The following is a 23,507-nucleotide window of genomic DNA, read 5'->3' as shown; positions in this document are numbered from 1 at the left end:
TTAGCTGCGCCTCAAACGTGGGCTGAGGTCGTTGTGGGATTTATCCCACATCTATTTTTTAAAGAGGATTATTGGGATACCGCCCAAGCGGGCAGCTTAGCGAGTTGCCGGTCGGAATTCAATGGGCGGGAGCCGCGCCAACGGCTCCGGCCTGATCCGAGAGCGTTTGCAACAGCGGTTGGAAAATGGGCTGGTAAATTGGACCGGGCGCCGACTGGCCCCGGTCCGGCGGGCTGCGGTGATTACTCTCCGGAAGCCTTCTTCGGCGGGTCGATCCTGGGGTCATCCCCCGGGGCATCGGCGGGATCTGCACCCATCGGATCGAGGTGCGGCGTCTTGCCGGCGGCCAGGTCGCGCATGGAGTAGCCGAGATAATCGGCATGCAACGCCCGCGTCAACGCCACGGCCATGAAGACCAGCAGTACGCAGAAAGGGAAACCGAGCGTTGTGATCACGTTCTGCAAGGCATCCAGGCCGCCCCCCAGCAAAAGAGTTCCGGCCATGATGCCGAGCAGGATGGTCCAGAACACCCGCTGCCCGGTCTTGCTGGGCTGATCCACTCGGCGCGATAGCAGGTCCACCACCAGCGCGGCCGAGTCAGCCGAAGTAACGATGAAAACCACGATAATGATCAAGCTGAGCGCGGTGGTCACCGTTGCGAGCGGAAACTCCTCCAGAAACGTATACAGCGCAACCGACACATCGTCCTGCACCTGCGCCGCTATAGCCGCACCCTGATTCAGTTCGAGGTCGATTGCAGCCAGACCGAAAATGGAGAACCAGAGCACAGTGAACAGCAAGGGCGCGCCCAGGGCTCCCCCTACAAACTGGCGGATGGTGCGCCCCTTGGAAATCCGCGCGATAAAGATGCCCACGTACGGCGCCCAGGAAATGGTCCACGCCCAGTAGAACACGGTCCAACTCCGCTGCCAGTGTGTGCCCTGGTAGGTTTCCGTCCAGAAGGCGAGCCACGGCAGATTCTGAACGTAGGTGCCGATGTTCTGAACCGTACCCGATGTGAGAAATAATGTGGGACCTGCAACCCATACGAAGAGCAGGATCGCAAGTGCAAGCAGAATGTTGATCTCGGAGAGCCGTTTGATTCCGCGGTCGAGCCCCAACGCGACCGACGCGGTCGCCACGACCGTGATGACGGCGACGATTACGATCTGGATCGCTGCATTGACCGGCACGTCGAACAGGTAGTGCAAACCGCTGTTCATTTGCAGCGTGCCGAGGCCAACCGATACCGCGACACCAAACACGGTACCCAGCAAGGCGATGATGTCGATGGCCCAGCCGATGGGACCATAGATCCGGTCCCCCAGTACCGTGTAGAACACACTGCTGATTCGCATGGGCAGGCCCTGGCGGTAGGCAAAGTAGCCGATGGCCAGCGCTGGCAGGGTAAAGATGGTCCAGGTATGCAGACCAAAGTGATAAAGGGCGATCGCCATGGCCAGTTCGCCGGCCTCCGCCGAGCCCGGCGCGACACCTTCCAGCGGTGGGTTGGCAAAGTGGGACATGGGCTCGGCCACACCCCAGAACATGAGAATGGTCCCGATTCCGGCGGCGAAAAGCATGGCGAACCAGGTCAGCGTCCCATACTCCGGCTCTTCGTGGTCCTTGCTCAGCCGGATGTTGCCGTAGCGGCTGAGCGCGACCCAGATGAGGAACAGAAGCAGGCCAGTCACGCTGAGGATGTAGAACCAGCCGAAGTAGGTAACCGTAAAGTCCGTCGTAGCACCAAAGAAGGCCGCGAATTCCTCATTGAAAGGAATCGCAAGGGCGACGAAAAGCACCGCCAGCCCGGCGGCGGTGAAGAATACGGCGGGATTGGCACTGAGGCCAAGGCGCCGGGCCATTTGATCGAACATCGGTCCCCTCGAAGCAAAGACGACGGCCGCAGGGGCCGCCTGTAATTATCTGTGATTATTAGAATCAGTTGGAGCGCATTGCAAGGGCTCCGTCGGATCAGGCTGCGCAGATCGCCTCGCCGTGATCGTGGACTTCCACCAGAGCCGAATGCAGGCTCTTTACCGCACCTTCGTAATCATTCTCGTCCACAACGAATTGCATATCCACCTGACGCATGGACTGGTGCATGGCCAGAATGCTGATATTGGCCTTGGCCAGGGCGCCCACTGTCTTGGACAGCATACCAGGAACCTTCATGTCGCTGCCGATCACGGACACCAGCGCAACCTTCCGCACCTGGATATTCGCCTCCGGAAACTTCTCTTCGATGTTCTGGCGAATGCGCTTGATCCGCTTCAGGTTGGCACCCAGGTAGTGGGTGATGGTATTGGCATTGAGGTCCTTGGTCACCACGTGGCCTTTGAAGCGGCTGACTTCGGCCAACAGCTCCCGGTCATAACTGGCCACATCACCGATCATGTTCTGGTCGTGGCATTCGATCGCATAAATGCCCTTGCGGCCAGCGATGATCTCGACACATGGCGTTTCGCTGACGTAATCCACTGTCACCAGTGTGCCCTGATGGTCGGGCTCGAAGGTGTTCTTCACCCGCAGCGGGATCTCGTTCTCCCGCAAGCCCTTGGCCGCACGGGGGTGGATGGCCTCCATTCCGAGATTGGCGAGCTGGTCGGCCACATCATAGTTGGTGCGGCCGATCGGCACGGCATTGTCTTCTCCCACCAGCTTCGGGTCCGCGCTGCTGAGGTGGTACTCCTTGTGGATGATGGCCTCCCGCGCACCTGTGAGCACCGCGATGCGGCTGAACGTCATTTCACTGTAGCCCCGGTCGAAGACGGACATGAGGCCCACCTCCGTATGCGCATAGCCGGTGGCGACAGGCATTTGTGTTTCCAGGTCAATCCCGCGGAAAGCTTCCGTGATCCGCTCGTCAAGGCTGAGGGGCGTTTCGGACTTCCAGCCCGTCAGGTCCACGAAACAGGCATTGATGTTGTCCTGCTTCAGCAGTTGCGCCGTATTCCAGGCACTGTGTGCCTCGCCGATGCTGGACAGCATTTCACGCACGGTATCCAGGTGGGCTTGCAGGGCAAAATGACCATGCTGACAGATGCGCTGGAGGTCGGACAGGCAGCGCTCTGTTTCATCCAGGCGTTCGCCAATGAAGGCATTGGCGTCTGCCAACAGCTGCTTGTCGCTGAAGATGGAGGCGTTGATTTCCTCCATGGTCGCGCGCACGTCATCCAGAGCCAGACGCCAGTCGTCGTTCTCTTCTTCCCCGCTGGCGAACAGGGCAAACACACCGGGCGCGCCGGTCTTTTTGTGCTCGAGCAGCATGTTGGTGATGCCACCGTAGGCCGAGACCACAAAGATGCGGTTGTAGAGGTCCGCACTGTTGTCCCCACGCAGGATGATATTGTCACGCACGGCGGCATAATCGCTCATGGATGTGCCGCCGATTTTTTCTACCGTATGATTTTGCTGTTGAGTCATAACCTTCGCTTTGATTGCTGAGTTGACTGCTTGCTGAGAAACTGGGGACCGGGCGTGTTGCCCGGCCCCTTTACGCGTAGATGGTGATGTACGCAGACACAGGCGGGGCTTAGAAATAGGTTTTTTCCTCGGGAATCTCGTCCACCCCGGCAACCACCTCGGCCACACTCTTCTCCAGAATGTCCAGGCCGCTTTTGAGGTTCTCGTCGCTGATCAACAATGAACAGAGACATTTCACCACGTGGTTCTCGGCACCGCTGGTCTCAATGATGAGATTACGCTTGAATGCTGACTTGGTGATCTTTTCCGCAAGTTCACCGCTTACGCAATTCAAGCCCTGGAACATGCCTCGTCCGCGACAGGTGAAGTTGCCCTCACCGTAGGTGTCCACAATCTTCTGCAGGCGCTCGGCAATGTATTCACCCTTGCGCTTCACTTCGGTCGACAGTTTGTCATCCGACCAGTACGTGTTGATCGCCGCGGTCGCTGTAACGAATGCGAAGTTGTTACCCCGGAAAGTACCGTTGTGCTCTCCCGGTTGCCACTGGTCCAGCTCCGGACGCATCAGCACAACGGCAAACGGCAGACCGTAACCGCCGAGGGATTTGGACAAGGTCACGATGTCCGGGTAGATCTTCGCTTCTTCAAAGCTGAAATAGGTTCCGGTTCGGCCGCAACCCGCCTGGATATCATCGACAATCAGCAGAACGTCATGTCGTCGGCACACTTCCTGAAGGTTGCGCAGCCATTCGAAAGACGCTGCGTTGATTCCCCCTTCGCCCTGTACGGTTTCCACGATGACCGCCGCCGGCAGATCGATCCCGCTGCTGGAATCGCTCAGCACTTTGTCCAGGTAAGCGGTAGTGTCGATGTCCTCGCCAAGATAACCGTCGTAGGGCATTCGGCTCACACCCGCCAGGCTGACGCCGGCGGCGCCGCGGTGGTGAGAGTTGCCCGTCGCCGCGAGCGATCCGATGGTCACGCCATGGAAGCCGTTAGTGAAAGAGATGATGTTTTCGCGGCCCTTTACGTTACGGGCGATCTTGATGGCCGCTTCCACCGCATTGGTGCCCGTGGGGCCCGTGAACTGAACCATGTATTCCAGCTCGCGGGGCTTGAGGATCTTCTCGTTGAAGGTTTCCAGAAAATCCTGCTTGGCCGAGGTATGCAGATCCAGCCCGTGTGTGATTCCGTCGTTGTGGATATACTCCAGCAACTTCTCTTTGAAAATCGGATTATTGTGGCCGTAGTTCAGGGTGCCCGCGCCCGCAAGAAAGTCCAGGTAACGGTTACCGGCCTCGTCGAACATGAGTTCCCCCTGCGCTTTGTTGAACAGGCGGGGGAACGAACGGGCATAGCTCTGCACTTCCGATTCAATCTCGTCAAAAATTTTCATAGTCGTCTCGTATAAGTTGGATTCGTCTAGTCTGATTCGTCAGCTGGAAGGAGTCGTGAACGGTCCGATGCGGCACAGCATTTCGTCGTCGTGCGCGCCCGCGAAGTGGGCATTCCTTTCGAACAGGACGGACTTGTTCAGAGGAGCATTGAGGTCGCGGGCGATGCCTTCGAACAGGCCCCACGATGCTTTATTGTCGGGTGTAACAGTTGTTTCGATGTAGCGCACATCCGCACACTGGGGTCGTTGCAACAGGTGCATGACCATACGTTTCGCCAGGCGCTGCCCGCGCATCTTGGAGAGCACTGCCACCTGCCAGATAAACAGGGTGTCCGGATGTCCGGGACGCAGATAGCCGGTAATGGCACCGACCAGCTCGCCGTCGAGGTCCGCGACTACGGCGGTGTCGGCGAAGTGACTGACCTGCAGCAGGTTGCAATAGCGGGAGTTTTCATCCAAGGGGGGGCAAAGGCTAACCAGCTTTGATAAAGCGGGCCCATCTGTGGCGGTGGGAATACGCAGTTCGACTTCTGAAGTGTTTGACTGCATAACGATTAAGGGGCAAATGTCCTCTTTTCGGTTGGATTATTTAGTTCTCAATGGATTTCTTTTAGCACTTTCTCCAGCCAAATACGGTGAAGAAGTCGCAATTTCAAGCGGTTTGCCCTTACCAAACCACCTGCGAAATCCAGAGAGCCCGTGACAGACGCTTTTGACGGCGCCGAAATCTTTAGTACACTAAATATTCCGGTTATATTACCCAGTCGGCGGCTAAGATTCAACTCACGCCCCGGTCGGACTGTCAGAACCCGGGGGGCGCAACCTGCTCGCAGAGTGAGCGTTAAGACCATGACCGCGGGCCACTATTCCGCAGGCCGTGGGATAATGTCGCTTCAGACCGATCGATCCTGTGTGGAAACCAATGGATAGTATTGAAAACGTGTTGATTACCTTGCGCCGCATCATTCGCGCGGCAGACCTCCACTCCAAACACCTGGTGAAAACGGCCGGGCTGACCGCACCGCAACTGTTGCTGCTGCAGGCTGTCCGGGAACGGGGAGAAGTGACCATTGGGGAGCTGGCGAAGGGCATCAACCTGAGCCAGGCGACCGTAACAAGTATTCTCGACCGCCTGGAAAGGCGCGAGCTCGTCTACCGCCAGCGGTCGCAACAGGACAAGCGCAAGGTCTACGCCTATCTGACACCGGGCGGGGAGCAGATGCTGGACAAGGCCCCCACGCCGCTGCAAGCCCACTTCATCGAACGATTTCAGAACCTTCCCGACTGGGAACAGAACATGATCCTCTCTGCGCTGCAGCGGGTCGCCCACATGATGGACGCGGAAAAGATCGATGCATCGCCCTTTCTGGACGTGGGTGACCTGGATCGTCAGGACAGCGCGAAACCCGGGCAACCCAACAAGATCCGCTGACCGCCATTCGCTGCGGCGGCTCAGCGATAGGTACGATTCGCGAGAAGCCCTTCACTCAGCAGCAACAGCGCAACCACGAGCAGCAGCCACCACCACAGGCGCTGGGGCTTTTCCAGCTCCAGCTTCATGAGCTGATTGCGGACTTCGCTGCTCTGAACAGGTCCGGTCTCGGGGTTCAGTACCTGATCCACAAGAGCGGCGGGCGCGAACGTCGCAAGGTCGGACTCTTCCAGCGGGCGATTTACCGCATAGTAAGTGGTGGCCCCCTCGTCCCGGTGGCTGTATATCCCCGGCTCCCGGAGCAGGAAGCCCCCATCCCCTTCCCCCAGTGCCAGGGAATCGCCCTGGGGGCTGCGCAGCTTGCCGGCCGGCGTGGCGGTCGGAGGCAGCTGCTCACCCACCAGATAGAACGGCTTTTTCTCCGGGGTGTTGGCCAGATATTTGAGGCTTTCGTGAATGAAAGGCAGGTACATGCCCTGCAGCGGGAGATTATTCCATTCCAGGTCCAGGCTCGAGGCAAGCAGAAGGACCCGGCCCTCACCCACTGAATGCTCCACCATGGCCGGATCGCCGTTATCGAAGCGCATGAGTACTTCCGTGTTGTCCGCCGGCTTTAGCTGCCAGTAACCGGTAAAACGCACTCCCCAATCCACCTGAATGGGACGCAGAACCGGATGACGGCTGTTCACCTCGGCGATCAACAGGTAGTCGTCGCCGGTCAGATCGCCCCGCTGCACCAATTGAGCGGGACTGAGCCGGGCCAGCAGTCGATTGAATGCAGCCGCTTGCACCCGATTCCCCGGGGCGATCAGCAAGCTGCCGCCCTCGCGAACGAAACCCTCCAACTCCCGAACCTGGGTCGCCGTAATGCGGCCCGTGTTCAGCAGGGCCACAACCCGATGATCCTGGAGCCGCGGCGCATCCAGTGTCTGCTGTTCGACTATGGTGAGTGAAAAGGGCGAATCTTCAGCGCCGCTGACTGCCAGCCCAAACCAGTGGGCTTCGTCCTCAAACCAGTTTCCAGAAGGGTCGCCGTTGACCGTCAGGACAGGAATTCTGGGTACTACGTCGGCTGTGAACCAGTAATCGTTGTCCAGCGAAAAGTGTTCATCCTTCACAGTAACCCGCCCCACGTGGGACCCCTCGCCCGAGAAGCTGACAGGCACCTTCACTACTGTTTCCGACTGGTCTTCCAGCTCGATGCGCTTTCGCCATAGCTCCTTGTTGTCGATCGTTACCGCCAGCTCCGCCTGTTCCTGGCGCACGCTGCCAAGACTGCGTACCCGGATGTAGAGCTCGTCCTCCACGTCGCCGCCCCGAAGGTAGGGGGGCGATTTCAGGCCGGTGATCGCCAGATTTCTGCTCTCCCTGTCTGCGATGCTCTCCGTCGTCAGTGTCACCCCGGGCCGCAGCTTCCAGTTCGGGTCCAAGCCTGTCATTCCGCTGTTCTGGAAGTCGGAGATAAGAACCACCGCCTGATCCTCAAAGCGGCTGCCCGAGAGGAGCTCGTCCGCTGCCCGCAATGCGGGAAAATACCGCGTCTTCTCAAAGGCCGGCGCTTCGAGTCCGTCAATCGCCGCCTGCAATGTGCTGAAATCGCTCGTGGGTCCGTGAATTGCCTTTGGCGTATCGGAAAAAAAGATCACGGCGGCCTCATCGCCGGGGTTCAGCTCGGCCAATGCATTGCGCGCCGCATTCCTGGCCCGCTCCAGGTAGTCTCCATAGCCCATGCTCATGGATGTATCCACCAGAACTGCAACCGAGCGCGGCGCCAGCTCCGCCCAGTTCGATATCGATTGACCAAAGAAGGGCCGTGCGAAGGCCAGGACCAGCAGCACGACTGCCAGGGTTCGCAGTAGAAGCAAAAGCCACTGCTGCATTTTTTGAAAAAAGAATTGCTTGCGCGAGGTCCGCTGGAAAAAACGCAGCGTACTGAAGACGATCCTGGGCGGTTTGTCCCGCCGAATCAGGTGAATAGCAATCGGTATGGCGGCCGCCAACAAGCCAAACAGGAAGACAGGGGTCAGAAACGACATGCTATTCCACCCATTCGTATCCACGGGCGATTGGCCGGAAATCCCGGTCCGGGATTTCTGCCGCCGCTATAGAATAATCGGATCATCCTGTTCTGCCTCTACGCGTCAGGTAGGCCGCAAGAGCTTTGTCCAGGGGCTCGCTGGTATTGAGCAGACAATAATCCACTCCGTGGGACTGACACTGCCTGCGGCAGTATTCGCGGTATTCCGCCACCGCGTCCAGGTAATCCTCACGAATTGCACCGGGCGAGGTCAGCAACGTCGCTTCGGTTTCAAGATCTACAAATTCCGAGGCCTCCTGGAACGGGAAATTCAGTTCCGCATTGTCCATCACATGGAAGACGATAACCTCGTGCCCCATGGCTCGCATCTGCTGCAGCAGTTTGATGCTTTCCTCCTCGCCCTCGAGCAGGTCGCTGATCAGGACGACGAAGCTCCGGGCGCGCAGGTTGGCCGCAAGATCGGACAGGGGTTTCACCGGGTCGGTTTTGTCCGCGGCCTTCAACTCCACCAGGGTGCGGAGGATCTGCATCAGGTGGCCCTGACGATAGCGTGTTGGCAGAACGTGGTTCACTTTGTCGGAAAACGTGATCAGCCCGACGGCGTCCTTCTGCCGCATAACAAAATATGCCAGGGCGGCTGCAAGGGTGCGGGCGTATTCCAGCTTGCTGAGCTCCGCCGATCCGTACGACATGGAGGCGCTGCTATCGAGCAGGATCGTGCAGCGGGAGTTGGTCTCATCCTCGAACTGCTTGATATAGAGCTTGTCCGAACGCCCGTACAGCTTCCAGTCAATGTGCCGGATGTCATCGCCCTGGTTGTAGTGGCGGTAATCGGTGAATTCCACGCTGAATCCCCGGTGGGGGCTGCGATGCAGACCGCTTAGAAAACCTTCCACCGCGATGCGCGCGCGCAGCTCCAGATTGTCCAGACTGGCGAGGACGCCGGGGTCGATAAAATTAGCACTCGAAGTCACGAGCTTGTCCGCTTCAGCTATTGGGAACGGGCACGGCTTCTACCAGCCGCCTGATGACCTCCTCCACCGGGATGCGCTCGGCTTCCGCGTGGAAGTTCAGCAATATGCGGTGGCGCAGGACCGGTTCGGCCAGCGCCTGAATATCACCGTAGGAGACGTTGTACCGGCCCAACAGAAGTGCCCGTACCTTGCCCGCAAGAATCAGATTCTGCGACGCCCGCAGGCCGGCGCCCCAACTCACCCAGTCCTTGATGAAATCCGGCGCATTCTCGTTCTGAGGCCGGCTGGAACCCACCAGACGCACCGCGTAGCGCACCACCGACTCCGCTGCCGGAACCTGTCGCGCCACCTGCTGAAAATCCAGAATATCCTGGCCCGTTAATGGATGGGTGAACTCCACCTCGTGCTTTTGCGTGGTGTTGCTGACCACCTGCATCTCTTCCTCCTCCGGGAGATAGCCGATCATCAGCTTGAACATAAACCGGTCCAGTTGAGCTTCGGGCAGCGGGTAGGTGCCCTCCAGCTCAATGGGGTTCTGGGTGGCCAGCACAAAAAACGGTTGAGCCATGGGATGGGTCACACCGGCCGCCGTTACCTGGCGCTCTTCCATGGCTTCCAGCAACGCGGACTGGGTTTTCGGTGGCGTGCGGTTAATCTCGTCCGCCAGGAGGATGTTGGTGAAGATGGGCCCCTTCACGAATTTCATACGCCGTTGGCCGCCTTCCTCCTGCACGATTTCCGTCCCGACCACGTCCGCCGGCATCAGGTCCGGCGTGAACTGGATGCGCCTGAAGTCGAGTTTGAGAACATCGGCCACTGTCTTGATCAAAAGTGTTTTCGCCAGACCGGGCACGCCGGAGATCAGGCAGTGTCCGCCGGAAAACAAGGCGATCAGTAGCTGGTCCACCACCCCTTGCTGGCCCACGATCACCTTCTGCAACTCGGCCAGCAATTGATCGCGGCCCTCTTTCATGCGATTGACCAGGGTCAGGTGGTCGTCACTGATCCCTTCGTCGCGGCCAAAATCAGGCTTGTTCATGTAGGACATAGTTCGGCTCCAGTTGCGTGGGCTAGTGGCTCAGCGAATAGATGATGTAGTTGATTCCCAGCTTGTAGGCTTCGTTCACATAGCGTGTTGGATAAGGTTCGTAGAAGGTGTGCTCCCAGCCGTCTCCCAGGTCGGTGTTGAAGTTGGCCACCATCATGACGCGGCCATCATCGTCGAGAACCGCGTGTACCGAAGGGGGAAAGTCCGGATCATCCAGATAAAAACCGCTGTTGTAGTTCCAGGTGACGGAGCGCCCCGGCACCTGGAGAATTTCCTTCACATCGAAAAAGCTGTGGAAGAGAGGATGGTCGATGTCCAGCCGCGTCAGATCCCGGTCCGGGAATATCTTGGCCAGTTCCACCAGAAAGTCGTCCCAATGCTGTTCCCCCCAGAAGTCGTCCACCATGACGAAGCCGCCCCGCAACATGAACTCCCGCAGGGCGCCGGCTTCTTCCGGAGAAAAGTTGGGTCCGCTTCCCGACACATTAATGGGAATACGCTTCATGTTGATATACAGAAAGCTGTGCTCAAAAAGCTCCGGATCTGTCAGCTCCACCGCTTTGTAGCCGTGACTGTTTGCATCCAGATTGGTGTAGCGGCGCACACCGCGCAGGAAGTTGCGATCGGAGTCCTCGAAGTCCGTTTCCCACCAGCCCCGTCCGGGTCCGGCGCCCTGGCCGCCGTAATTGGAGTACTTGCCCCGTACGAAGGTGAATTCCGGATCTCCCGGACGATCGTCCTCCGGGTACTCCTCACGATCGATGAAGGGTTCTCCGCCGAACTGCGCCTGGGCCGGCGCGGGCCCGAGGAACATGGCCAGCACCAGCCCTGCAGCGAATCGAATCAGAGTACCGCGCGCGAACTTCATTCCTGCAAGGCCTCCAGCAAGACTTTCTGAGCCGGCCGATAGGTCGGCGCGATTTCAAGCGCGTACAGGCTGTTCTGCCTGGCGTCCGAAATCCGTCCACCCCGCAAATAGGCTTCCGCCAGACGGGTATAGGCACTGACCGGGTCCGTCTGATCGAGTTGGCTGATGATCTCGTATTCGCGGATGCTCGCCTCATGATTTTGCTGTGCATCTGCCAGCTGCGCATACTCCCGGTGCACCGCGACCTGGTAGGGGTCGACGGCAAGGGCCCGCTCCAGGTAGTACTCCGCTTCGTCAAGGCGACCCTGTTCCCGCGCCCGCTTGGCCAGTTTCAGGGGCGTCTCTTCGTCGTGCTGGTGATACTTGCTCATGAACTTCATTTCTTCCCAGTACTTGTCCTCCTTGCCTTGCTCCTGGTAAAGCTGGGTGAGCACCTGAGGCGGGCTGGGGTAACCGGTGTAATGAGGAAGAATCTTTTTGGCCTCCAGCAAATGCTTCTCCGCGAGCCGGTAATTCTTTTCCTTGAACAATACGATGCCCAGTTGAAGTTGGGCCTGAAAGTCGCGGGGCTCTTTGCTGATCCGGTCCTGCATGTGCGCCTTGATGGATTCGTTGTTGTACAGCTCGGCAAGCATTGCCGAGGGATTGTTCCGCACACCGTGGCCGTGGCCGGCACCTTCGTCGGCACTGTCCTCTGTGTGAACAAAAACATCGGTCTCGGCCACCCGGTTCTGCAGCCAGGTGGAGAACCCTTGGTTGAAACTGCCGAGATCCTGCGAGAATACCCGGGTGATGATCTCTTCCGTGGAAGCGTGGCTGTCGTAACCCTTGATCAGTTTCTTCAGGCCTGCAAAGCCGTGCTCCGCCACCACGTACTCCACCACCAGATAGGACTGCAGATAGGCAAGGCTGAGATCATCGTCGGAACGGGCTTCGAGAAAGGCATCGTCCATGCGCTCGACCGGAAGCACCTTCCCCTCGTTCAGAGCGCGCACGATGTCCAGGTCCTGGTGGCGCCCCCATTCAGGGCGGCCCTGAAACTCTTCATACACGGAGATACCCTCGGAAAGCCAGCGGGGTATGCGGTTCTGCGTCATCTGCAAAGTGATTACGTGGACGAACTCGTGCCAGACAATCTCCTGCCAGTTGGCGGTCAGCGCGTCCGGTGAAATGAGGGTGATCAGATTCCCGAAGCAGATCCCCACGAGCGGACCCAAATCCGGGAGCCCCACTGAACGCACCGCAAAGTCTTCCCGCTTGTCGAACACTTCGATCAATACGGGTGTTTCGGGAGTAAAGCCGTACTTCTCCACCATCGTGTCCCAGGCCTCTTCGAGCAGAGTCTCCATGTACGGCCAGAGGATCAGTGCGTCCTGCCGGTTCATCTTGACCTGGAAGTGTTCGCTGCTGAGAGTCACGAACTCGTCGAGGGTATCGAAGACCTTGAGAATGTTGGAGGTCCAGATATTGTAGGGGTCTTTCTCGAACGCGAACTCGAGATGTTTGCGTCCTTCGTCCTCACGGCCCATACGCGCCAGGTTGGTGCCCAACACCGTGTACGCCTGCCAGTGGTCCGGTTGCACCTCCACCGCTTTGCGCGCGAATTCCACCGCTTCCCGGAAACGGTAGTCGTGGGCGTACATCTCCGAGATGCGGGTGTAGAACGCACCGTCGTTGGGGCGAATCGCCTGGGCCCGCTTGCGCCACTTCTCGAACTCCTCGTCGCGGTCATGGAGCTTGGCAATTCCCGCAAGCGGTGTAATCACTTCGAGGGATTCGGGGTTGATGGGCAGGGCCGCGTTCAGATAGCTTTTGGCCTCGTTGAACTGGTTTTTCTGCAGGGCCAGTTCCGCGTAGACAACGAACGCCTCGGCGGAGCGCGGGTTGGTATAGAGAGCCTGCTCCAGGAACTGCCGGTCCCGACTGACGCGAGCGTAACCGACCACGGCCGGAACATAGTTGCGGTTGGCCTGCAGAACCGTACGATAGGATTGGATGGCTTCGGCTTCGTTGAACTTTTCCGCAAACAGTTCACCCCACCACACCTGGGCCTCCAGGTTGTTGCGGTCCATCCGGGTGGCGCGACGGAACAGGTCGTTAGCGTCTTTGTAATTGCCCCTGAGCCAGTGAGCCCGCGCCAGCACGCCGAGCTCTTCGGAGCTGAGGTCAGCACCCGTCCCGTTGGCCGCCAGCGCCGCAGCAAAGTAAGCGCCCGCGTCCTCCCGCTGGCCCCGGTACTGCAGATATTCACCATAGCGGACCAGGGCGCGCAGAGGGGGATCCTGCCGGTCCACCACCGTCTCCAGCACGTCCAGTGCTTCATCTCCCTGCCCGGTCGCGAACAGCACTTCTGCCAGCTGGGTTGCCACCGGCGCGGCGGAATTCAGGTTTTGCAGTGCTTCGCGGCAAACCGCAAGGGCGCGATCGTAATCGCCCACCATCGCGTAACTGCGACTTGCCCGCACAATTCCCTCAACCCGCTCGTCCGCCGGCACGTCCTGGTACAGCTCCGCCGCCTGCTCGTACTGCCCTTGCATGAAAAGCCCGTCGGCTTCCTTAAGAGTTGCCGCCAGGACACCCTGCGCGAGGCTCGGCCCGACGAGACAAAGCACCAGGGCTGTAGCAACTTTCAGTCTACTGCGACAGTTCATCGAATTCACTCGTGGTTTTTGCCAGTTCAATCAGCAGCGGTTCCAGGCGCGTCCAGTATTCCGTCTCATCAAGCTCGGACTTGCTGGCGCGCAAGAGGAAGATATCCCGCTCCAGGTTGCTCATGTGACTTCGCAACCGGGCCGCCTCCGGGGATAATGTGGTGGTGCTCGCGGACACTGCATCCAGGTAGGCGATCTCGGCCAGCCGGCCGTCACCCACGGAGTCCGGGCGGGTGCTGAAGACGCCGTCACCATTATCGTCGAGGGTCGCGTGTTCGGAGGGCAGAGTACCCCGTTCTCTGAAGTACTCGTCCACCCGTGCTTTTGCGTAGTTGAACGCTTCCAGAATGGAAACGCGCCGGTTCTTGTCGCGGTCCGCCGCGTGGTCCTGCAATGCCTCCACGAAAAAGCCCGGGAACACGGTATCGAACCGCTCAGCGGGGGAACGGGTGGCAGACACGATAACCCGGCCATTGGCAGCAAGCGCCTTGCTGAAGTCCGCGCTGGCGCTGGTGGTATTCACCACCACGATGTTCGGAGTTTTGATTGTGTCCAGCAGTTCAGCGAACTGGGGCCCCGTCAGGTCAGGGCCGACGATATTGAATTTGGCCTGATCGCCCCGGCCGGTACCGTGGCCAATCAGAAACACGTTGAGCTGGTCGCCGGGCTCCACCTGCCCGGCCAGGCGGGCAAAGGCCCGCCGGATGCTTTCCGCGCGGGCAGGCCCGTCCATATTGAAATCGTTCTCTTCCGCTCCTCCCACCAGCAAGGTCAGGTGGTCGCCCGGATACCCGAATTCATCATTCAAACTTTTGCGCAGAGCCAGAGCCCACTCACCAAACTGACCGGCTCGCTCCTCATCCACGGCAGCGCCCACCAGAATCAGGGCGTACTTCTGAGCCCCCGGCGCGTTGAGAAAATGCTCCCCTTCATCCGCAACCGCGGCGACCGCGGCAATGACCATCAGAACTGCGAGCGCCCGAGCCGGGCGCATGCATTGCTCCGCAATCGCTTTCAGGCGCGAGCCAATCATGACAAACCCTTATATCGTCGAATAAACCATTCCAGCGAGACCAACAGCACAAGCAATACCAGGAAAATCGGCTGATCCCACAACGAATGCATCTCCAGCTTCGAGTAGGCATTGGGCGCGAAGGTCACATCGTCGACCAGCTGATGCACCGTATCGGCGGTATAGAAGCGACCATTGGTGCTGGTGGCCAATCGCCGCATCAGCCCCGCGTCCATTCCCGCTTCAGTGAACTCCCGTCGGGAGGCAGTTACCAGCAGCGGCGATTGAGCCTGCAATTCACTGTCCAGTTCGCTCGGCACCTTGACCTGCAAGTCGTAGACACCCGCCTGCTCCGCGGTAAAGGACTGGGTGTAGGTACCCTCTTTTTCCAGCTGCCAGTCCATGGGCAGCTCTTCTACCTCGCCCTGTGGATCGGTGACCTGGAGCCAGAGGATGCCGTTGTTATCCGGCTCGAAATCCGGGCCCAGCAGCTTTGCGCTGACCTGAACCTGGTCGCCGGTGTTGTAGTGTTCCCGGTCGAGCGTTGTGGTGAGGCGCTGCTGGGACTCTGAAGCGAGCCAACGCAGCATCTGCCGCCAGATACGTTCGTGGGATTCGTCCTCATGGGGCATCATCATCTGCCAGCGCCAGGAACTGGCCGTGGCCAGCACCATGCTGCGACCGGCGCCGTATCGTTGAATGCTCAACACCGGCAGCGCCGCGCTCCGGTAGGAGAGTGTGGGATGTTCCATCAGCACGGTGGCACCGGGCTTGGCCCGGCCGGACACATAAAGCCCCTGCAGCCCGGGCATTTTTTGCCATAGTTCCCGGTTCTTCCGGTCGCCGGAGTCCAGGCGCAGAATGGGAGAGAACCAGCCGTCCCGGGTCAAGCGGGGATGGTACTCGGCGCCGGTGGGATGTTCGCCCCGGCGTGGTCCACCCTGGAGGAACGATGGCAGTCGCGACTCATAGATCACCTCCACCGGCAGTGCGTCTGCCAAAGGCGAATCCACGAAGGCCTCGTTGAGTCCGCCCACAACCATGAGACCTCCGCCCCGCCTGGCGGCAAAGTCCTGGAGGAGCTGTAGCTGACCATCATTGAAAAGGCTTCGATCCACGTTCCCGAGAATCACTGCTTCGTAGGCAAACAGATCATCGGCAGCACGTGGAAAACCATCGCTCAACTCCTGGGGCGATTTGATTCCCTGACGCAGGAACTTGCGCGGGCCGGTCTGCAGGTAGGTGGCAAGGCGCAGCGAACGGTCGTCCTTCACGGCGCGACGGATGAACTTGTACTCGTTGCGCGGTTGCCCTTCAACGTAGAGCACATCCAGAGGCTTCTTGCGGCGGTTGTCGACAAAGAAGCGGTGGTGATTGTTCTGACCGATGATCTCGCCCGGCTTCTCCTCCACGCTGATGTTGTACACCACTATGCGCTCTTCGCGGGGCTTCAGCTCAAGTGTGTAGCGGCGTGATTCCCCGTCCCCGGCGAGTGTCACGGTTTGCTCGGCCACGACCTGGCCCTCGCTGGCGATACTCAGGCGGGCGCGCTGCCCCTGGTAACCGCGCTGAGTCAGAATGACCTGCACCTGGTACACGGAATCCTGCAGCAGGGATTTGGCGGCATTCACATTGTGGATGCTGAGGTCTTTTTCGATTTCCGGTGCACCAACGGCCACCGAATACACGGGAATGCTTTTCTCCGCCAGGGCTTTCACGGATTCCAGCGGATCCCCATCGCCGTTGTCAGCACCGTCGCTCACCACAACCATGCCCGCCAGCGGGAAGCTGGCGAGTTCATTGGCCACCTGATTGACCGCCGTGGCGAGGGCCGAGCGCGTGCCCGCCTGGCTGAGCGCCTCCGGTCCGTCCAGCCGTTGAGCCATCTCGGAAAAACGATAGGTGCGCACCTGAAACTTCTCGCCGAGGCGTTCAACGATGTTCTCCCGACCGTAGAGAAGCTCCACGCTTTGTTCATGGCGCGACGGAGTTTGGGCGCGATCGCGGATGCCCATGCTCTGGGAGTCGTCCACCAGCACCGCCAGGTAGGTCTCCTGGGGTGTGACTTCCGAAATCAACACGCCCGGCTCCAGCAGCAGGAACCCGAGCAGCAACAAGCTGGCATAGCGCAACGACACCAGCAGAGTTTTCCAGGAACGGGACAGGGGCCGGGTGGTTTTCCGGTACGATAGCAACGCAACCGCCAACAACAGCAGGGCTGCAGCGAGCAGTCCAGCCACGCCGAGGGAAATGCCGAACGAGAAGTTCCCATCGGCAATCGCCTGCAGATAGTGGTTTTGGATCAGTGACATTGCTTGTGACAAACCATTTACCGTTCGGCTGTTTAGTATTTTTGGGCGTCCCGCGCCTCACCCTGCACCTTTCGAGTAGGTGCCGGAAGAGGCGCGGGCGATTCCTGTTCGGCTGGTCGGCCTGTTTCCAACTGCCCGCCCAGCGGACCCGCTCTGTAGGGTTTATGGAATTTGCAGCGCGATCGAAAACTCAGCCCCGTGAAACTTCGGCAATCAGGGAGCGTTATCGCCGCCGCTGTTTTTGCTTTCGGAAAGCACCCGATAGTACTCTTCCACCAGCTTTCGGTACTGCTCGGGAATCTCCTCTTCCAGCGCCGAATACAGCTTGTTGTCGATCTGATTCAACTCCGCCTGCACGCGCAACTGGTTTTCCAGTTCGATAACCGGCTCGAGCAGTGCCTGCAGGAGTTCAGGCCGACCGAGAAATTCATCCAGCCCCTGCTGGGTCAACCGGGTCCGGATGGAGCGGGCGCTGCCAGCCCAGGTTTGCCCGCCCAGGCCCATTTGCGCCAGGCCGCGAGCCAGATCCCGGCTGCGCTCCAGGGAGCGCTCCATTTCGCTGCGGCTTGCCTGACGGCCTTGATCGTCGGGGGCGTTATCGTTCTGGTCGCCGCGCTCGCTTTGTTCAGCCCCGCCGGCGCCACTGCGTTCGCCCTGTCGTTCGGCGAGCTGATCCGGTTGCTCAACCTCGCCGGATTGGCCGCCAAGCTGTTGCTGAAGTTTCTGCAACTCTTCGCGCAACTCCCGCAGCTGATTTGCCACCTGTTCGCTCTGTTCATCGCTGCCCGGTACCCCCGGGCCGTCTCCCAGTCCCTGTATCCGTCGCTGCAGATCACTCAGTTGGCCTTCGATATCCGTCTCGAGCTTCAGGCTCAGGTTCAGCATGCCGCGATCAAGAATCTGTTTACTGGTGTCCATCTTCTCCCGGATTGGCCGCAGCGCGCGGGACAGGTCGTGAGCTTCCTGAACCTCGCGGGGATCGTCCTCACCCGCGCGGGTTGCTATATCCCGCAGATCCCGCCCGAGTTGATCGAGCCCCTGGCGTATCTGCGACTGTTGCTGGAGCAGGTCGTCGGCGGCGCCGGAACGGGCGGTCTGGGATCGGGTGTTGCTGAGGCTTTCCTCGCGGCTGCGCTCCTCCACCATTCGGCGCAGCTGCCGTTGCTGCTGCAGGATTTCCTCACTGCGTTCCTTGGCCGACTCCTGCAACTGAGCCAGGGAGCGTTTGGAACCAGCGTCCATCTGCTCGGCCTGCTGCCGTAAACGGTCGAGGGCTTTCTGGCTTTTGGCCGCGGCCGTGCTGGGCGATTCACTTTCGGCGGCTTCCTGCATTTGTTCGAGCGCCCGCTGTAGGTCCGTTTGCTGTTGGGCCTGCTGTTGTTGCTGATTCCGCCCGGATTGCTGCTGCCCGCTCTGTCCCCCGCTGCTTTGATTCGCCTGGCTTTGCTGGTCGGATTGCTGCTGCATGGAGCGCGACAAGTCGGCGAGTTGACGGCGCAGCTCTTCCTGCTCACGACGGAGTTTTTCCAGTTGCCGCCGGCGCTGCTCTTCGTCCATCTGTTCCTGACGGCGCGCCAGGTCCCGTTGGGAGCGGGTAAGACGCTCCTGGCGCCGCGCCAGCTCCTTGAGTTTGTCGAGGGTTTCGTTCTGCGCCTGCTCAGGCTGGCCCGCTTGCTGCTGCGGGAGTTCGTAGCGGTTTTCCAGCTCACCCATTTCCATTTCGAACAGCTCGCGCAGATCCTCACGCTCCTGCCCGGGGCCGCCGGCACCGCCGCCCTGACTGCGATTCAGTGCCACTTCGGTCTTGTTCACCTGGGCTTCCGCCTGCAGAACCGCCTGCAACGCACGTTGCTCGGATTCCAGCGCCTCGGCCAGAGCCAACTGATCGAGACTGGTTACGGCCGCTTCCATTTCCTTGATCGCCTGGCGTAGCGCCGTAACCGCATTCTGGTAGTTCTCGTCCGCGAAGCTGCCGCGTTCAGTCAGGCGATTAATGGACATCTGCGCGCGCTGGGCCACCTCCGCCTGGGAGTCGCGAATGATCTGCCCATCTTCCGCGAAGGTTTTCTCATCGGTCTGGTGCTCCCTGTTGCGCAGCTTCCAGGTGGCGGCGATCACGTCCTTCTGGGTTTTGACCAGGGCGGTGCTGTCGCCACCGCCCCCGCCGCCACCGCCGCCCCCGCCGGAACGGGCGCGGCTGAATTCATGGTCGGTCGGTATGACTTCCAGAAAGTAGATGTCCGAGATCACCTGTCTGGGTCCGTGCACACCATTGTTGTCCCGCACCGCAATTGAATAGCTGATGATGTCGCCGGGCCGGACTTTGAGATCCTCCAGGTACACCAGAGTGTTGCCCGACACAGTCTTGTTCTGGCCGGCGCCCTCGGCCTGCTCGAGGAAGTTGATGGTCTTTTCCCCGACGCCCACCACGCTGTAGTTCAGCTCGAACTGGGAGAGACCGTAGTCATCCTCCGCCTTGACCTCGAACACCACTTCTTCGAGCGGCATCACGCGCTGATCTCGCCCGGGAGTGCGCAGGGAGATTTCCGGCGGCCGGTCCTCAATCGCGCGAACGTAGTATTCGGATGGACTCCTGTTGCGGTAGTCTTTCGCATCGACCAGTTCAATGCGGTAGTTGTCATCCTGGGTGACCTTAAAGCTGCCCTGCGCCCGCTTGTCGTCCAGAGTGAGGGCAATGCTCTCGCCATCGTCAAACACCAGGCGCGCCTGGGACACCGCCTTGTTGAGCGTAGCGGCAACTGTGATCGTGGTGCCTTCCGGTGCGACCACATCGCCGCCCGGGTTTTCGACCTTGGCCTTCAGCCCAGTGTATTCGGGAAAATCGTAGGTAAGCTCCAGGCCCTCAACCCGGGGCAGGTCAAACAGCGTGACCCGGAACTGGGGCGAGCGCACCACCTCCCCGCTCTGGCGATATTCCACGTAGTAAACAAGATCCCGGGTCAGCTGATCGAGCTGGGCGGCAAACACGCTGGCGTCGCCGACGGCGACAGCGTCGTCACCAGGCGTCGGTGAGTCCGGTGGCATGCTGATTTGGCGCCAGTTCAAACGATCGTCCTGCACGTACAGCAGTAGCTGATCGCTGGTGGCGTTATCGAGAGTGGCTACGATGGTGAGGTCATCGCCGCGCTGCATGGACACATCGCCCGGGTCCACCGTCACCGCCACCGGCAGCGCCCGGGCGTCGTCGGCGGGTGCCACACGCCACGGCCACGCCAGTTGACGACTGGCCTCCAGAAAAGCGTCGGAGAGAACCAGGGCGAACGCGAGCCCGATGATCGCGACTGCCGCAACGGAGAGGGCCCGGGCGGCTGGCCGGAGGGAAACGGCTTCCCGGAAAGGCTGAGCGTCGACACGAGCCTGGGCGTCAGCCAGGAGGCGGTCGAGCAGTTGGCGCGAAACGCCGGACGTTTTCAGGGTCTCGAATTCGACGGAGGTGATCAGCCGCTGTTCCAGTTCGGGGAGCTGCTGCTCCACCTGGTGCACGAAGCGGCGACTGTCCTGCCAGCGCGAACCCACGCGCCACACGAAGAAGGTGGTGATGCAGAAGGTAGCGAAGGTCCAGGCGATGAAGATCGCGCGCCAGCCGGTGGTTCCAAGCCCCAGCAGCCAGCCCAGCGCGGCACCCAGTGCGAACAGCGCCGCGATGGTGATAAGCCAGCGAGCGAGGAGGGTCAGGCCGACGCTGAGATTCTGACGGCGGCGCAGGTACTCCAGCCGCTCACGAATTGATTCCGTTGCAGATTGGGACATGGCCTCGGTACCGATCTGTGTGCGTGACCGCTGCGGCTGTATAACGGAGACGCGCCGAGACTCTGCCGCCTTCCGTTCCGACTCTCAGCGGGTGGAGACATCCCGCGGGGCCGGAGCGATGCAAGTTGAACGCCAACCGGGAGCGGGGCGTCTGTGCTCCTTGAACCTCTGTGCTCCTTGAACCCTTGGACTCGAAGAACCTTGAGACTGCTCAATGGAACCTGGTTCTCCAAAGATCTTCCGTCCCGATTATAAACACAAGGTTTCACACTTCGGGGAGCCCTGTTGCGTTTTACACATTTTTACATCGGCAACGGAGACTGCTCATGCGGCCCCTGTTCTGGGACTTTGGCCCTATGGATCAGTTCAATATGATTCTCCGGCCCCGGGCGTCGCCCGGTAATCGGAGCGGTCTGAGGAAGGGTTGTTACCTGGCGTTCGCTTCGGGGGAATCGCCGGAAGACGCATCACGAACCCAGGTTCGGGCCTCCTCCATTGTGGTGAACACGCGCGTCTCCAGCTTCGGGCTTTGTGCGTAGGCGCTGTAAATGCGGCCGAGGGCAATGGTGATATCGTGGGCAGCTACAATGGCCACGCGCATCGCCGCATTGGCCTCCGCTACACTTCGATCCATTTGCGCAAGGTGCTGCATCTGCTCGCAGGAAATATCCATGCGCTCCACTCCGCGCAGATCGACAATCTGGTAGCGTAATCTTTGCAACACTTCGGGCGAGTAAGTAGTGGGAGTGTTTTCAATCATTTGTTCTCCGGAAAGCACGCCTCGTCCGGTAAACAACAGTCCTTGCCCGTCGTTTTCGAACACAACTGAAAACCCTTTTCCCATAACCCCTCCGGATGTTTTCACAAACGCCTGCCCCGGACTCCCGACGGTTCCGAACCTTTCAAGTGAACTCCGCTCCAGTTCAAAGATCTTCCGCCCGATCCACGTCCTGCAATATGCCGGCGTCGTTCACCTCCACTTCAACCACGGCCTGGCTGTTCGCGCTGATAATGGTTTTGCCCCCGCGATCACCTTGCAGGGTCCCCAGTTCGTCAAACCAGCGACGACCGAAAACAACGGGATGGCCAAGGCGTTTTTCGCCTTGCCATAGGTAACAGGGAAGCGCGATGTTGTCTACGGAACCAGCCGCCACGACTTTCTCAATGGTGGTGGGTGACAGGTGAGGCAGATCCGCCAGCATGACCAGAACGCCCGTGAAGCGACCCTTTCTCGCGTTTTCGTACTCGATCAGACGCATCACGCCATTCGCAAGACTGCGCCCCATGCCCTGCTCCGCCTCAGGAGCGCAGAACTGTTCAACGCCGTCGTCATGCCGCCATGAGCCGAGCAGTTCCGTTTTACGATTGCGATCGGAGGGACGCGTAACCACCAGCAGATGGCTGCAGAAAGAATGGCAAAGGGAAATGGAGTGAGTCAGCAGGGTAAGCTGCCCGAAGGGGGCCAGTCGCTTGTCGCTGCCAAAACGGCTGGAACGGCCTGCGGCGAGAATGATTCCCGCAAGGCCCAGATTTGCCGAGAAATCCAAGGTGGACGATCCCAAATGTCTACCTGCCTGTAATGCAATTGTTATGGTTATTCTGTATCGCGAGTTGCGGCGCGGACCCTGGTCAGTTCCGCCAGAATGGCAATGGCGATTTCCGCGGGGGTTTTGCTGCCGATGTCCAGGCCAATCGGTGCATGCAATCGTTGCAGATCGCCCTCGGTAATGTCCAGCAGTTTCAATCGCTGCCTGCGTTTATCGGAGGTGCGCTTCGAACCCATGGCCCCGATGTAGAAGGCTTCCGTGTTGAACGCTTCCATCAGCCCCATGTCGTCGATGCGCGGATCGTGGGTGAGCGCCAGAACCGCGGAACGCGAGTCGTTCGCGTACTTGCCGACCGCATCATCGGGCATGGCCCGGATCACCCGCGCATCGTCCACGTCCCAGTTGGCGACCTGCTCCGGGCGCGGATCGCAGACGGTGACCCGGTAATCCATCAGCAGGGCAAAGGTGGCCAGGGCGCGGCTCACTTCGCTGATTCCCACCAGGAAGAGGTGGTATTGCGGACCGTATACCTGACGCAGGGAAAGCGGTTTCGCGTCTTCCCGGGAGAAGGCAAACTGCCCCCCGAATCCGCCCGGCTTCAACTCGCTCGTCCCTTCCACATAATCCACTGCGCGGGTAATGCATTCGCGTTTTTCAATGTGCTGTTGAACGGTCTTGAGCCAGGCCAGATCGTCGGCGCCGGCGAGAGGTTCGAGCAAAACGCCCAGGGTACCGCCGCAGGGCAATTGCAGGCGTTCGGCCTCTTCCCGGGTCGCGCCGTAGAGCAAGTGCTGGGGGGCGCGGCTGGACACCTCGCCGCGGGTGATTTTTTCCAGAAGGTCTTCTTCGATGCAGCCGCCGGAGAGGGAGCCGCATTGCTGCCCCTCTGCATTGCAGGCCATGAGCGAGCCCACGTCCCGGGGGGCGGAGCCCCAGGTGCTGGTGACGGTACACAACCAGGCTGGAATGCCACGCTCCAGCCATTCAATCAGTTGTGGAAAAACTTCCAGATCCAGACTGTACATCAAACAA

At 59.9% G+C, this 23,507-nt stretch carries 16 protein-coding genes; 1 reads left to right on the top strand and 15 read right to left on the bottom strand.

Features of this window, described 5'->3' with window-relative positions; genetic code table 11:
- Positions 1-242: 242 nt before the first annotated feature.
- The 4 genes from ACURWW_RS08340 to ectA all read right to left on the bottom strand — a co-directional run bounded on the left by ACURWW_RS08340 (position 243) and on the right by ectA (position 5,371).
- Positions 243-1,877 carry a BCCT family transporter gene (locus tag ACURWW_RS08340; protein ID WP_445616350.1) on the bottom strand — a complete coding sequence of 545 codons (1,635 nt, stop codon included), beginning with the start codon at positions 1,875-1,877 and terminating at the stop codon, positions 243-245.
- A gap of 97 nt (positions 1,878-1,974) precedes the next feature.
- Entirely contained in the window at positions 1,975-3,426 is a 1,452-nt protein-coding gene (locus ACURWW_RS08335) for an aspartate kinase (RefSeq protein WP_445616349.1), read from the bottom strand.
- A 109-nt stretch (positions 3,427-3,535) separates the two neighbouring features.
- On the bottom strand, positions 3,536-4,822 hold the full coding sequence (gene ectB / locus ACURWW_RS08330; protein WP_445616348.1) for a diaminobutyrate--2-oxoglutarate transaminase: 1,287 nt from the start codon (positions 4,820-4,822) through the stop codon (positions 3,536-3,538).
- Positions 4,823-4,861: 39 nt separating this feature from the next.
- Positions 4,862-5,371: a diaminobutyrate acetyltransferase gene (ectA, locus tag ACURWW_RS08325; RefSeq protein WP_445616347.1), complete on the bottom strand. Its 510-nt coding sequence runs from the start codon at positions 5,369-5,371 to the stop codon at positions 4,862-4,864.
- Between the two features lie 373 nt (positions 5,372-5,744).
- Between ectA and ACURWW_RS08320 the strand changes: the two genes are divergently transcribed.
- On the top strand, positions 5,745-6,254 hold the full coding sequence (locus tag ACURWW_RS08320; protein ID WP_445616346.1) for a MarR family winged helix-turn-helix transcriptional regulator: 510 nt from the start codon (positions 5,745-5,747) through the stop codon (positions 6,252-6,254).
- Positions 6,255-6,274: 20 nt separating this feature from the next.
- Here the strand turns inward: ACURWW_RS08320 and ACURWW_RS08315 are convergent, their stop codons facing one another.
- The 11 genes from ACURWW_RS08315 to ACURWW_RS08265 form a co-directional block, all read right to left on the bottom strand.
- Positions 6,275-8,290, bottom strand: a complete 2,016-nt coding sequence (locus ACURWW_RS08315) for a BatA domain-containing protein (protein WP_445616345.1) — start codon at positions 8,288-8,290, stop codon at positions 6,275-6,277.
- An 82-nt stretch (positions 8,291-8,372) separates the two neighbouring features.
- Positions 8,373-9,266, bottom strand: a complete 894-nt coding sequence (locus ACURWW_RS08310) for a DUF58 domain-containing protein (RefSeq protein WP_445616344.1) — start codon at positions 9,264-9,266, stop codon at positions 8,373-8,375.
- A 13-nt stretch (positions 9,267-9,279) separates the two neighbouring features.
- Positions 9,280-10,314 carry an AAA family ATPase gene (locus tag ACURWW_RS08305; protein ID WP_445616343.1) on the bottom strand — a complete coding sequence of 345 codons (1,035 nt, stop codon included), beginning with the start codon at positions 10,312-10,314 and terminating at the stop codon, positions 9,280-9,282.
- A 22-nt stretch (positions 10,315-10,336) separates the two neighbouring features.
- The gene (locus ACURWW_RS08300; protein WP_445616342.1) at positions 10,337-11,182 is read right to left on the bottom strand and encodes a DUF4159 domain-containing protein; all 846 of its coding nucleotides are present in this window, start codon (positions 11,180-11,182) and stop codon (positions 10,337-10,339) included.
- Complete coding sequence (locus tag ACURWW_RS08295; protein WP_445616341.1) at positions 11,179-13,833, bottom strand: tetratricopeptide repeat protein; 2,655 nt, start codon at positions 13,831-13,833, stop codon at positions 11,179-11,181. Before ACURWW_RS08295 ends, ACURWW_RS08300 begins: the two co-directional genes overlap by 4 nt.
- Positions 13,817-14,866: a hypothetical protein gene (locus tag ACURWW_RS08290; RefSeq protein WP_445616340.1), complete on the bottom strand. Its 1,050-nt coding sequence runs from the start codon at positions 14,864-14,866 to the stop codon at positions 13,817-13,819. The genes ACURWW_RS08295 and ACURWW_RS08290 overlap by 17 nt, the downstream gene beginning before the upstream one ends.
- On the bottom strand, positions 14,863-17,157 hold the full coding sequence (locus ACURWW_RS08285) for a hypothetical protein (protein WP_445616339.1): 2,295 nt from the start codon (positions 17,155-17,157) through the stop codon (positions 14,863-14,865). The genes ACURWW_RS08290 and ACURWW_RS08285 overlap by 4 nt, the downstream gene beginning before the upstream one ends.
- A 213-nt stretch (positions 17,158-17,370) precedes the next feature.
- A complete protein-coding gene (locus ACURWW_RS08280; RefSeq protein WP_445616338.1) occupies positions 17,371-20,928 on the bottom strand; it encodes a DUF4175 family protein in 3,558 nt (1,185 codons plus the stop codon).
- A 427-nt stretch (positions 20,929-21,355) separates the two neighbouring features.
- The gene (locus ACURWW_RS08275) at positions 21,356-21,688 is read right to left on the bottom strand and encodes a hypothetical protein (RefSeq protein WP_445616337.1); all 333 of its coding nucleotides are present in this window, start codon (positions 21,686-21,688) and stop codon (positions 21,356-21,358) included.
- Positions 21,689-21,851: 163 nt separating this feature from the next.
- The gene (locus ACURWW_RS08270; RefSeq protein ID WP_445616336.1) at positions 21,852-22,475 is read right to left on the bottom strand and encodes a nucleotidyltransferase family protein; all 624 of its coding nucleotides are present in this window, start codon (positions 22,473-22,475) and stop codon (positions 21,852-21,854) included.
- A gap of 47 nt (positions 22,476-22,522) precedes the next feature.
- Positions 22,523-23,500, bottom strand: coding sequence for an XdhC family protein (locus ACURWW_RS08265; protein ID WP_445616335.1), 978 nt, complete (start codon positions 23,498-23,500; stop codon positions 22,523-22,525).
- Positions 23,501-23,507: the final 7 nt, after the last annotated feature.

The sequence above is a fragment of the Gilvimarinus sp. F26214L genome (genome assembly GCF_054401055.1).
The sequence above is the reverse complement of the archived record's forward strand: the minus strand, read 5'-3'. Positions and strand labels throughout refer to the sequence as shown.

Bases quoted from the DNA above. Each gene is read 5' to 3' on its own strand.
- ACURWW_RS08290 (WP_445616340.1), bottom strand. From the start codon at position 14,866: ATGATTGGCTCGCGCCTGAAAGCGATTGCGGAGCAATGCATGCGCCCG.
- ACURWW_RS08315 (WP_445616345.1), bottom strand. From the start codon at position 8,290: ATGTCGTTTCTGACCCCTGTCTTCCTGTTTGGCTTGTTGGCGGCCGCC.
- ACURWW_RS08340 (WP_445616350.1), bottom strand. From the start codon at position 1,877: ATGTTCGATCAAATGGCCCGGCGCCTTGGCCTCAGTGCCAATCCCGCC.
- ACURWW_RS08305 (WP_445616343.1), bottom strand. From the start codon at position 10,314: ATGTCCTACATGAACAAGCCTGATTTTGGCCGCGACGAAGGGATCAGT.
- ACURWW_RS08300 (WP_445616342.1), bottom strand. From the start codon at position 11,182: ATGAAGTTCGCGCGCGGTACTCTGATTCGATTCGCTGCAGGGCTGGTG.
- ACURWW_RS08335 (WP_445616349.1), bottom strand. From the start codon at position 3,426: ATGACTCAACAGCAAAATCATACGGTAGAAAAAATCGGCGGCACATCC.
- ACURWW_RS08295 (WP_445616341.1), bottom strand. From the start codon at position 13,833: ATGAACTGTCGCAGTAGACTGAAAGTTGCTACAGCCCTGGTGCTTTGT.
- ACURWW_RS08280 (WP_445616338.1), bottom strand. From the start codon at position 20,928: ATGTCCCAATCTGCAACGGAATCAATTCGTGAGCGGCTGGAGTACCTG.
- ACURWW_RS08265 (WP_445616335.1), bottom strand. From the start codon at position 23,500: ATGTACAGTCTGGATCTGGAAGTTTTTCCACAACTGATTGAATGGCTG.
- ACURWW_RS08285 (WP_445616339.1), bottom strand. From the start codon at position 17,157: ATGTCACTGATCCAAAACCACTATCTGCAGGCGATTGCCGATGGGAAC.
- ectB (WP_445616348.1), bottom strand. From the start codon at position 4,822: ATGAAAATTTTTGACGAGATTGAATCGGAAGTGCAGAGCTATGCCCGT.
- ACURWW_RS08275 (WP_445616337.1), bottom strand. From the start codon at position 21,688: ATGATTGAAAACACTCCCACTACTTACTCGCCCGAAGTGTTGCAAAGA.
- ectA (WP_445616347.1), bottom strand. From the start codon at position 5,371: ATGCAGTCAAACACTTCAGAAGTCGAACTGCGTATTCCCACCGCCACA.
- ACURWW_RS08320 (WP_445616346.1), top strand. From the start codon at position 5,745: ATGGATAGTATTGAAAACGTGTTGATTACCTTGCGCCGCATCATTCGC.